11 protein-coding genes are annotated in these 11,691 nt (G+C 37.6%); 6 read left to right on the plus strand and 5 right to left on the minus strand.

All coding sequences use genetic code 11. From position 1 onward, the window contains the following. The first annotated feature begins 24 nt into the window (after positions 1 to 24). Positions 25 to 1,425 carry a Trk system potassium transporter TrkA gene (trkA, locus tag TDE_RS00445; protein WP_002676352.1) on the plus strand — a complete coding sequence of 467 codons (1,401 nt, stop codon included), beginning with the start codon at positions 25 to 27 and terminating at the stop codon, positions 1,423 to 1,425. Between the two features lie 7 nt (positions 1,426 to 1,432). Further along, a complete protein-coding gene (locus TDE_RS00450) occupies positions 1,433 to 2,875 on the plus strand; it encodes a TrkH family potassium uptake protein (RefSeq protein WP_002680943.1) in 1,443 nt (480 codons plus the stop codon). 35 nt (positions 2,876 to 2,910) lie between these two features. Here TDE_RS00450 and TDE_RS00455 read toward each other — a convergent pair whose 3' ends face one another. From TDE_RS00455 to TDE_RS00470, 4 genes are read right to left on the minus strand one after another with little or no spacing between them, the layout of a single operon-like run. Beyond that, a complete protein-coding gene (locus tag TDE_RS00455) occupies positions 2,911 to 4,590 on the minus strand; it encodes a transglutaminase domain-containing protein (RefSeq protein WP_002680944.1) in 1,680 nt (559 codons plus the stop codon). Then, a complete protein-coding gene (locus TDE_RS00460; protein ID WP_002673255.1) occupies positions 4,580 to 5,242 on the minus strand; it encodes an anti-sigma factor family protein in 663 nt (220 codons plus the stop codon). The genes TDE_RS00455 and TDE_RS00460 overlap by 11 nt, the downstream gene beginning before the upstream one ends. After that, positions 5,226 to 5,768: an RNA polymerase sigma factor gene (locus tag TDE_RS00465; RefSeq protein WP_002666766.1), complete on the minus strand. Its 543-nt coding sequence runs from the start codon at positions 5,766 to 5,768 to the stop codon at positions 5,226 to 5,228. The genes TDE_RS00460 and TDE_RS00465 overlap by 17 nt, the downstream gene beginning before the upstream one ends. 44 nt (positions 5,769 to 5,812) lie before the next feature. After that, positions 5,813 to 7,291, minus strand: coding sequence for a cysteine--tRNA ligase (locus TDE_RS00470; RefSeq protein ID WP_002666765.1), 1,479 nt, complete (start codon positions 7,289 to 7,291; stop codon positions 5,813 to 5,815). Between the two features lie 51 nt (positions 7,292 to 7,342). On the opposite strand from TDE_RS00470, the gene murB reads away from it, so the two are divergent. The 4 genes from murB to TDE_RS00485 all read left to right on the plus strand — a co-directional run bounded on the left by murB (position 7,343) and on the right by TDE_RS00485 (position 10,807). Continuing rightward, positions 7,343 to 8,314: a UDP-N-acetylmuramate dehydrogenase gene (murB, locus tag TDE_RS00475; RefSeq protein WP_002680945.1), complete on the plus strand. Its 972-nt coding sequence runs from the start codon at positions 7,343 to 7,345 to the stop codon at positions 8,312 to 8,314. A 170-nt stretch (positions 8,315 to 8,484) separates the two neighbouring features. Continuing rightward, entirely contained in the window at positions 8,485 to 8,628 is a 144-nt protein-coding gene (locus TDE_RS13130; protein WP_002673249.1) for a hypothetical protein, read from the plus strand. Between the two features lie 180 nt (positions 8,629 to 8,808). Further along, a complete protein-coding gene (gene nox / locus TDE_RS00480; RefSeq protein ID WP_002676360.1) occupies positions 8,809 to 10,143 on the plus strand; it encodes a H2O-forming NADH oxidase in 1,335 nt (444 codons plus the stop codon). Between the two features lie 139 nt (positions 10,144 to 10,282). After that, positions 10,283 to 10,807, plus strand: coding sequence for a DUF1697 domain-containing protein (locus TDE_RS00485; protein WP_002666760.1), 525 nt, complete (start codon positions 10,283 to 10,285; stop codon positions 10,805 to 10,807). A 70-nt stretch (positions 10,808 to 10,877) separates the two neighbouring features. On the opposite strand, the gene TDE_RS00490 is transcribed toward TDE_RS00485, so the two are convergent. After that, positions 10,878 to 11,597: a DUF3298 and DUF4163 domain-containing protein gene (locus TDE_RS00490; protein WP_002680946.1), complete on the minus strand. Its 720-nt coding sequence runs from the start codon at positions 11,595 to 11,597 to the stop codon at positions 10,878 to 10,880. Positions 11,598 to 11,691: the final 94 nt, after the last annotated feature.

An 11,691-nucleotide genomic window follows, 5' to 3' on the forward strand; every position in this document is an offset into this window, starting at 1 on the left:
CAAAATTTGTAGTACTATAAAAATATGAAAATAATTATAGTTGGCGGCGGCGTTACCGGAAGTGAATTAGCTCGCAGGCTCATAAGAAAAAAACATGATGTTGTTTTGATAGAAAGAGATGAAGAAACAGCCCGCCATGCAGCTAATAGGCTGGATTGTATGGTAGTACAGGCCGCAGGAAACGATACTCAAATCCTCTTGGATGCAGGCATAAAAAAGGCCGAAGCCATGATAGCCGTAACCGACTCGGATGAACTCAATATGATAATCTGCGGTATCGCGGATAGTCTCGCCCCCCAAGTTATAAAAATAGCAAGAGTCCGTAATGAAGACTATGTAAAGGCTTTAAATTTTTCGGAAGAAAGAACTCTGGGTATAAACGCTCTGGTTTATCCCGATGAAGAAGCCGCCCTCGCTGTGATTCAAGCTATCGAACACGGAGCAGTCAGTGATATTCTATCCTTTGAGAATTCAAGCTATGAACTTTCCCGATTTAATGTTTGCGAAAAAAGCACTCTGGACGGTCTTGCCGTTTTTGATATCAGAAAATATGTTGACATTCCCTTCATAGTTGTAAGTGTTGAGCAAAACGGAAAAAATAGAATTCCGTCAGGCGATACTATTTTAACGGCAGGAACACGGGTTTCAATTTTAACAAAGCCGGAGCATATAAAAAGATTTTATGAATTGTCAGGCTTCGAAACTCAAGAATTTAAAAAAATTGCCTTGGTAGGAATGGGCCGAATAGGAAAAAGCATTGCGGAATACTTGCTTAAAAATTCAAAAGGAAAATCTTTTCTTTCAAAACTTTTGCCGATAAATCTAAATCAAAAATGGAAGATTTCCATTATCGAGACCAATGATAAAAAGGCAAAGGAAGTCGCTGCCGAATTCCCCGAAGCTTCTATCTATAAAGCCGATGTTACAGACGAATCCTTTGTAGACGAAATAGGCCTTGACTCATTCGACTTGGTAATATGCACAACACCGAACTATGAATTTAATATGATTGCCTGTGCATACTTAAAAACCCTTGGTGTTTATAAAACGATATCCCTCGTTCAAAGTGCCGTACTCGAAAATGTTGCATATAAGATCGGTGTCGATGTTGCAGTTTCTTTTAAGGATGTAGTTGTAGATTCTATAATGAGTCATCTTGTAAGCGAAAACGTAACAAGCGTTCATACAATGGGTGACGGTAAACTTGAAATAATAGAACTGCAGGTTTCCGAAAAGAGTCCTGTTCTCGGACAAAAACTAAAAGATATATCTCAGCATGGAGTCTATCTTGTTCTTCTTGTTACGGATGAAAACGGCGAACAGATTCCTACCGGAGATACGGAGGTCAAGGCCGGATATAAAATTGTCTTTATAGTAAAATCTTCGAGAAGCGACGAAATTATAAAAATATTCGGAGGCAATTAGATTTTAAATGAAAGCCTTACAATATGTCCGAATAATTTTTATGATTCTCGCAATAATTTCCATAAGCTTCATTATTCCGATTGGAACAGCCCTCTATGAAAACGAAGCTTATTTGATTCCGTCTTTTTTAATTCCTACAGCCTTTGTCTTTGCCGTTGCAGCAGCTTTTTTCTTTTTTTTGAGAAACAAAAAAGTCAGACTTTCGGTTTCGGGCGGTATAATATTGGTTGCAGCAGCATGGATAGCTGCGGGTATTTTAGGAGCAATACCATTATGTATTTCAGGCGTGATACCCAACTTTGCAGACGCCATCTTTGAATCCGTATCCGGTTTTACAACAACGGGAGCAACGATTCTTACCAATGTCGAAGCATGCCCAATGACAATGCATGTATGGAGAACCCAGATGCACTGGCTTGGAGGAATGGGAATAGTAGCTCTCACCGTTGCCCTATTTCCTCTTTTAGGAGTAGGAGGTTTTCATCTAATCAAAAGTGAAACTACCGGCCCCGACAAGGGAAAGGTAACGGCAAAGATAACCCACACGGCAAAAGCTCTTTGGTTTATCTATCTTGGAATGACTATAGTGCAGATAATCCTTTTAATGCTTGCAGGACTTCCATTCCTCGAAGCCCTCTGCCACACCTTCGCCTCGTTGGGCACAGGAGGCTTCTCTACAAGAAACGCAAGCGTTGGAGCCTTCAATTCTCCGTCGGTTGAAATTATTTGTGCCGTCTTTATGATTTTGGCAGGCGTCAACTTCAGTCTTTATTTTCACCTGTTTACCGGAAACCCTGAAGAATTTTTCCATAATTCGGAACTTAAAGCCTATCTTAAAATAGTATTTGTATCAACCGTTTTAATTGCTCTTTCTATCTATCCAATTTACGGAATCGGAGGAGGTTTAAGGCAAAGCTTTTTCCAAGTCGCCTCAGTAATAACGACTACAGGCTTTTCAACGGCCGACTATAACGCATGGCCGGAGTTCGCAAAAATGGTCTTGTTTTTCTTGATGTTTGTCGGAGGCTGCTCAGGCTCAACTGCAGGAAGCATCAAGGTAATCCGCTGGCTGATTCTACAAAAGCAAGCCGGAATGGAAGCAAAACGGCTTTTAAGCCCGCACGGTGTTTTCGGTATTCAGCTTAATAACCGCCCGGGAAGAAAGGATATAGTTTACAGCGTTGCAGGTTTTATGTTTTGCTACTTCCTCTTAACCCTTATTACAGCCTTGGTTGCAGCTGCCGACGGAGCTGATCTATTGAGCGGATTTACGGCTTCTCTTGCTCTTATCGGAAACATAGGCCCCGGTTTTGGAAGAGTAGGCCCGGCCGGAAACTTTGCATTTTTTTCATCCCCTGTTAAGATTTTCTTTTCTTTTATAATGCTTGCAGGACGATTGGAACTATACACAATGATAATTTATTTTATGCCTGCTTTCTGGAAAAGATAAGCTTCTCTGACAGCGATATTTTCGGATATTGCTTTTTAGTAAATAGCGATTACGTTCGGAATTCTCCAAACGGAATTATATTTTGTAAGACCGGAATACTCTTCCCAGCCGTTATAAAAGGCATAACTTCTTTCTTTTGATACCATTGTACTGTTAGATGCCATCGGCGGCTGAATATTCTCACCTCGGGAAAATGCGACCCTAAAAGCATCCAAATTACCGAAGTACCAGCCTTCACTTTGAGAAACACCCATATCGAAGGGAACTGACTTTGCTAAACCGAGGTCTACAGGTATCCATCCGAAGCCTTCCAGATAAAACTCTGCCCACCAGTGAAGATAACTTGTTTGAGAAACATCTGCAATGATTCCGGCAATAGGCTGAGCGGGTATACCGGCAGCTCTTGCAAGAGCCGCAAACAAAATAGCTATATCGTAGGTATCGGCCTTTTTTTCTTTTAATGCATTTACAGGCGAAGCCCCGGAATTCAATATTGAAGCCGGAATTATTTCGACATTTTTTAATAAATAATTATATATGCGTCTTGCCTTGTTATAAGGGTTTCTTTCATTTTGAACAATTTCGGCTGCCGTTTTTTGAATAAGAGGATCATTCGCCGGAATTAACTCGGTAGCAATAGCATAATTATCATAGATAGCCTTGTTTTGACGGGAGTTAACTCTTACATTAACGGGATTAATCCTTGTATTTACCTCATAGGTGTTTACGCCATACTCTTGTCTTATGTGAATTTTTGTAGAAGAATTTATATTTTCATACTGATGGATGGCAGCCCCCTGATAATCGGCTACAAAAGGAGTGGGATTAATAGACAAAACCTTAACATCTCTCTGCGAATAGGATTGAATCGGAAGCGGAACCTTTATAAAAAGAGAATTTTTTTCTACAGCCTCTACATTTGAAATATCAACCTCGGCAGCAATTGTAAAATTCTTTTTGTTTGAATAAGTCTTTGTACCTATCTTGTTTTTGACTCTAAAAGGAACAGAGTTGCTGGCTCCGGAAGACGTTACAACCAAAAGCATTCCGGAATCCGCTCCATCCGGAACCCTTACGTGAAGCTCCTGATTTGACCAAAACACAAAATCGTAATCATAGTCCGAACAACGGGCAGCCTCTATCTCTTCTTTTTTTTCAACTTGTTCAATCATTGAAGCATTAAAATCGGATACAAACAAAACTTGGGAGCTTCCCCTTGTCTCCCCAAAATTTTCACCTGAAATTTTTATAATGCTTCCTACCTCGGCAAAATCCTTGTTTAAAGCAATTATTGAAGGAATTCCGCCCGAATGAGCCTTATCTTTTATTACAGGCATTGATTCAACTGAAGCCATAAATGAAGGCAAAGATTTTTTATTTTGTACAACAACATATACTATGCCGCCGTTTTGATATTCAGGATACTTAAAAACAATTTTTTTATCTGTCCAGACAGTACAATTTTCCGCTTGAATGATAGCATCTCCGATTTCAATCCATGAGGAGTCTACTTCGTTTCCAAAATGCTCTCCGGTTATTACAATTTCATCACCGGCTTGAGCAATCGGGGGACTAATTTCGGTTATCAAAGGATATTTAGCAGTCAAAGATGTTAAATAAAAAATAAGAGCCGCAAGACCGCAGAAAAGAAGGAGGAATACAAAAAACCTAAAAACAAAATATTTTCTAAATAAATAAGTAAATCTATTGCCCATTGTTTACAGAAGTTCGGGTTATTGCATTTTGAGTGTTAAGAAATAAAACTTGAGGCTTTATTTCTTGCTTTAATATATCAAATTCTGCGTTATTTGAGGGAGGCAAGTATAAATTTACATATTGGCTTAAATTTATTTCCTTCTTTTTGCCTTCAAAAACCGATACATCTTCATTTACGCCCAAAACATTTGAAACATTTAACTTGAATTTATTTACGGGTTTTAAACCGTTAATTATAGAATCAATAGCTTTAAATTCGGTAGCTGCAACAGCTCCGGATGGTTCTAAACTTTCTTGTGTACTCAAAACAATAATAGGTGTCAACACAAAAAGAAACAGAGCAGCCGCCGCTAAGGCCGGGATAGGAATTTTATTCGATTTATAGAACCAGCTTGTAGGTTTGCTCTTGTTGAATTCCATTTTTTTTAGGCAATCCTGCCTTTTGGCATAGAGTTTAAGGAAAGAACCGTCAAGGTCAGGCTCAGGAAAAGAATTTTCAGATAGTTTTAAACTGATTTTTCTATATGAGTCAACCACACTCCTGCATTTTTCACAAGAAACCAAGTGAACTTCAATTTTTTCTTTCCATGGGGACTGTAATTCTCCATCAACATAGGCCGAATATAAATCTTTATCAGGGCATGTAGACATCGCTTTCTCCTATATACTTTGATAATTGTTCACGAGCTCTAAAAACTCGAACCTTCACATTACCTTCGCTTATTCCAAGAATGCTCCCTATCTCCTTGTAATTCAAACTGCCATATTCTTTAAGCTGTAAAACAGCCCTTAAATTTTTAGGCAATTTTTCAAGAGCGGCTTGAACCGAATTTATAGACTCTTGCTTCAATATAATCTCTTCACCAGTATCGACTTTGCGCGTGTCTTCCTTTAGCGCTTTAGCATAAGCCTTTCGCTCACGGCCGCACCTTTTTACATGATTAAGAGATGCATTCCTCGTAACCCTAATGAGCCAGTATTTAGCATCATCTATAGACGGAAACTCCATCTTTTTTTCGGTCATTTTTATCAAAGAATCATGGCATATATCCTCTGCTATGTCCCCTTCTCTGACTATATTGTAAGCTACTTTATAAATAACAGGCATAAGGGCTTCGTAGATTGCTCTAAAATCTTCATCTGATGTTGCCCTCAAAATACCTTTTCCTTTAAACATTCCGAACTCCAAGACGTTACAGTTTTATTAAAAAATCACAAAACTTATAATTTTTTCCATGTTGTTTTACCGGCCTGGTCTTCAAGGATAATGCCCATACCCTTTAGCTTATCCCGAATTTCATCAGCCAGTTTATAATTTTTGTCAAGTTTTGCCGAAGCTCTCTCCTCTATTAATTTAAGAATTTCGGATTCATCGATTTCAATAGAACCTTTATCCTTTAGCGTATTAAAGGATTCTTCTATCAATTTGATGCCCAAAATCGAATCCATAGCGGCAAGAACCGTTAACACATCCTTTTGCGGAATGTCTTTTTCCTTTATCAAAAGCTGCAACTCCGATAAGGCCTTTGGTGTAGATAAATCATCTTCCATAGCGGCAATAAAATTATCAAAGCAACTGCGTGCTTTTTCATTTTTTATCATATCTTTTGCACTTTTAAGGTTAAGGTTTTCTGTCAAGGCTGCATACTCCATTATTTCGGAATCCGATAATCCATCCAACCATTTTGCAACTCTGTTATTTAAGTTTTTTCGGCCGTTTTTTGCCGTTTCCATAGCTTCCCATGAAAAGGTAAGCTGACTTCGGTAATGCCCGCCCAAAAGCAAGAAACGGTAGTCAAGAGCTGAAAAACCCTTATTGATAACATCTTCCAAAATGATAAAAGAACCTGCAGACTTAGACATTTTGCCCTTATTCATAACCAGGAATTCGTTATGAAGCCAATAATTTACCCATTTTTTACCCGTTGCTCCTTCGGATTGGGCTATTTCATTGGTATGATGTACCCTTATATGATCTATCCCGCCCTTGTGAATATCGATTTGTTCACCCAGGTACTTCATACTCATGGCAGAACATTCGATATGCCAGCCGGGATAGCCTCGTCCCCAAGGCGAATCCCAGACAAGGGCCTGATTTTCAAACTTGCTCTTTGTAAACCAAAGAACAAAGTCATGAGGATTGCGTTTGTTTTTATCTATTTCGATACGGGCACCGGCTTTAAGGTCTTCAAGGTTTATGTTTGCCAACTCTCCGTATTTGGGAAAGGTAGAAATATCATAGTAGAGGTTTCCGCCGGCCATGTAGGTGTGCCCGTTCGCTTCTATTCTTTTTATAAGCTCTATCATTTCATTTATGTGTTCGGTAGCCTTGCAGACAATACCGGGCCTTTCGATATTCAGCCTTTCGGTATCGTTAAAAAAGGCCTTTGTATAAAATTCTGCAATTTCAAGCACCGATTTTCCGCGTTCTTCTGCAGATTTTACCATCTTATCTTCACCCGAATCTTCGTCATCTGTCAGATGCCCGACGTCGGTTATATTCATAACATGGGTAACATCATAACCTAAAAATCTTAAAGTCTTAACAAGAATATCTTGAAAAACATAGGTGCGTAAGTTTCCTATATGTGCATAGTCATATACGGTAGGCCCGCAGCCGTAAACTCCGGCCTTGCCTTCATGAATGGGAATAAATTCTTCTTTTTTATTACCTAAGGTATTATGTAATTTTAAACTCATACGTCTCCCCTATCTTGTTACCTAATACATAATAGTATATACTAAAATCAAATGAATAATTTATTTAGTATACTTCATAATACCCCTTTATTTCAAGAGGGAACTATAGAATTCTATAAACCCCTAAAGCCTCTTACATCATACAAAATCGGAGGCCCTGCAGAAGCTCTTTTTTGTCCTAAAGATGAAGACCATTTAAAAGAAGCCTTAATTTTTTTAAGCAAAAATAAGATTTCTGCCTCGTTAATAGGAGGCGGAACAAACATTCTTGTCTCCGATAAGGGGTTTAGGGGAGTTTTAATAAGCCTAAAAAACTTAAACAAGATAGAAATCATAGGCGAATCCGAAAACAAGGTTTTTGTAAGAGCCGGAGCAGGCGTCCTCACCGATAAGCTTACAAAATGGGCTGTTGAAAATTCTCTTTCAGGCCTGGAGTGTTTTGGAGGCCTTCCCGGAAGCGTCGGAGGGGCCGTATTTATGAATGCACGCTGCTATGATGTTTCAATCTCGGATAGGTTAAAATCGATAAAATATATCTTAGCCGATGGCGATAAAACGGAATTTGCAGAATATGAATATAATCCTTCCGATTGGGATTATAAGGCTTCGCCGTTTCAACAAAATCCGGTAAGTACCGAGATTACAAAAAATAGAAAGATAGTTCTTTCTGCCGTTTTTACCTTAACCCATGGAATAAAAGAAGAAATTGCTGTCAAAACCGAGGAAAAAGTTCAAGATAGAATTTCAAAGGGACATTTTAAGGAACCTTCTGCAGGAAGTACATTTAAAAATAACAGAGCCTTCGGACTACCCAGCGGCAAGCTGATAGAGGATGCCGGATTAAAAGGTCTCTGCGAAGGAGGGGCTCAGGTCGCTCCTTGGCACGGAAATTTTATAATTAACAAGCATGATGCTTCAGCCTCGGATATAAAAACTTTGATAGAAAAGGTTCAAAAAACGGTTAAGGATAAGACAGGCTTTTTACTTGAACCGGAAGTTATTTTTGCAGGCGATTGGGGCTAGACTTTTTAGAGATTACCGCAATAAAACGCAAAAAATTACAAGTATTTCTTAATTTTTACACAAAAATACATAAAATTCTTTTAAAATCGCTTGACTTATTTATTTTTTTAAAGTATATTAGATGTATCAAGAGCAGATAAAACTGCCAATATCTTTAAGGAGAGAAAAAGATGAAAACATTATTAAGATTTATTAAGTCAAACAGAAAAAGCGGAAACCCTCAAAGATCTGAACTACTTACACCGCAAGAAAAAATTCAAGAGCAGGCCCTTGTTTGGAAAGCTCATGTAGGAGTCAATTACTTTACAATCTAATTTTGTAAACACTTTGAGGCTATAAAATCTTTAGGTAAAGATTTATCCATAAAACTAAAGACCCGCTTTTGCGGGTCTTTTTTTATCTGCGCACACCGAAAACAACTTATACCCTATACTAAATAAGAATTTATATGTAAAATATAAGAGCTGTATTTTAAGGCAGCGAAGGAGCTAAATATGAGCAAAATTGTAGTGGTGGGTGCAAATCACGCCGGAACGTCGGCCATTAATTTTTTAACTGAACTTTCAAAAGAAAATGAAGTCGTTGTCTTTGACAGAAATACCAATATCAGCTTTTTAGGCTGCGGAATGGCCCTCTGGATAGGAAATCAGATCAGAGGTTCCGAAGGTCTCTTTTATTCCAATAAGGAAAAACTGGAAGCAAAGGGTGCTAAGGTTACAATGGAAGCCGATATTACACGCATAGATTTCGATAAAAAAATCGTATACGGAACGGTAAAGGGTTCACAGCCCATCGAAGAATCCTATGATAAATTAATCCTTGCAACAGGTTCAATTCCTATAATGCCGAAGATTAAGGGCATGGACTTGGAAAATGTTCAGCAGGTAAAGATTTTTCAAAATGCCCAAGAAGTTATCGACAAGCTAAAAAATCCCGATATTAAAAAAATTGCAGTTGTAGGAGCCGGATACATCGGTGTTGAACTTGCCGAAGCCTTTAAAAGGCATAATAAGGAAGTTGTGCTCATTGATGCAATGCCGTCAAGTCTTTCAAACTATTACGATAAGCCTTTTACCGATTTAATGGATAAAAATTTAAACGATCACGGAATCAAACTTGCATATAATCAGCTCGTCCAAGAAATCAAAGGAACAACAAAGGTAGAAGCCGTTGTTACGGACAAGGGAGAATATCCGGCCGACATGGTAGTCGTCTGTATCGGTTTTAGGCCCAATACCGACCTTGGAAAAGATAAACTTGAAACCTTTAAAAACGGAGCCTATTCGGTCAACCTAAAGCAAGAGACAAGCATAAAAGATGTTTACGCAATAGGAGACTGTGCAACAGTTTTTGATAACTCTTTAGGAGAAAAATCCTACATTGCCCTTGCAACAAATGCGGTAAGAAGCGGAATTATAGCCGCCCATAACGCAGCAGGAATTCCCTTAGAAGGCATAGGAGTCCAAGGTTCTAACGGAATCAATATATATGACTTGAAAATGGTATCGAGCGGCCTTACTGTAGAGCGTGCAAAAAAGCTGGGGCTTGATGTTGAGTTTACCGACTTTGAAGATTTGCAGCGTCCCGAATTTATGGAACACGATAATCCTCCGGTAAAATTAAGGATTGTGTATAACAAAAAAACGAGGGTTATAATCGGTGCTCAAATGGCTTCGACCTATGATATGTCTATGGGTATTCACATGTTCTCCCTTGCAATCCAAGAAAAGCTTACAATCGATAAGCTTAAACTTTTAGACATCTTCTTTTTGCCCCACTTTAATAAGCCGTATAATTACATAACCATGGCCGCCTTGGGAGCAAAATAGGTTTTAGCTTTTTAAGAAAAAAAATTGAGAGTGATTAATATTATGAATAAATACGATTTCAATATGGATTTTCAGTAGATAAAATATTACTAAAAAATAAAACTATAGTATTTAGTAAGTATAATTAATAAGGGATATTATGGATTATATAGCATTACTCAGGGGTATCAATGTTGGAAACTCAATAAAAATTAACATGAAAGAATTGAAAACATTATTTGAGCAATGCGGTTTTTCAAATGTTTCAACATATATCAATTCCGGAAATGTCATTTTTAAATCAAATGACAAGAAAAACAGTATCACAGAGAATATTGAAAAAGCATTACATATAACAAGCGGAAATGAAGTAAAAGTATTAGTAAAGACAAAAAGTGAAGTGGTAGAAATAGCAAATAGTATCCCCGGTGATTGGCAAAATAATGATGATCTAAAGACCGATGTAGCGTATTTATTTGAATCAATAGATAATGAAAATATAATAAATGAATTACCGATAAAAAAGGAATATATACAAGTAATATATGTTAAGGGTGCATTAATCTGGAATGTTCGGCGAGAAGATTATAATAAAAGCCATTTAAATAAAATAATATCGCATAAAGCATATAAAGATATGACAATACGAAATGTTAATACGGCTCGATATCTTGCAAAGTGCTGATAAAAAACTTACCTAACATCCGCTTCAACCTGATATTGCGGACAAGCCGCAAATGCAGGTTAAGCGGATGTTATTTAAAAAAATCTATCGGAATTATAATTTCAGGCAATCCTTCTGAATATGGAGCAACCTGATATTGCTCAAAAATAATTTTTATTTTTCCGTTTTCGATTTTAAAAACTTTAAAATTTTCAAGTTTAGGTTCCGTTCCTTCTTTTATCATCGACTCATCAGACGATAAATCCCCTTTCTTAACCTTTTCCATTAGTATTTTTCTTGCTTCATTCGACAACTTGACAAGCCAGTTTTTTGAAGCAGGGCGTACAACATCAGATAAGGATACAAGTTTTTTTGTTTTTATATCATAGTTTATAGGAACCAACGATGTAAGGCCGTGAGCACCTCCCATATATTCATAGACCGATAAAACAAAACTTATATAATTTCCATCCCGTACAATATCATCATAACCTATAATCAGTTCAAAATTTTGAGGAGTGGACGATTTTGCCATATCATCGGGAGAAACGGAATAATAATTATTCCAAAATGCGGTAACCTTGCCTTTTACCGTTTTTGACACGATAGCATTTAAAGCCGGAACATCTTCAAAAGTCGGGAAATCTATTTTTAACTCACAATGAACGGCAGCTTGTTTAACCTCAGCCTTCGAATTGCTTTCGGTAGCGCCCCCTATTGCATCATGAGAAGATGTTTCTGCAGCACCTGAAGCATTAAGCGAAAACACAAAAAGAACAAAGCAAAAAAGAACCATAATTTTTGATTTCATAATATTCTCCATATAAAATAAAAATATTTTGAACATTGTATAATATATAGAAAAAATGTAAAGAGGGGTTTACCTTTTTTTAACACATTATTGA

It is taken from the genome of Treponema denticola ATCC 35405 (genome assembly GCF_000008185.1).
Taxonomy (GTDB): Bacteria; Spirochaetota; Spirochaetia; order Treponematales; family Treponemataceae; genus Treponema_B; species Treponema_B denticola.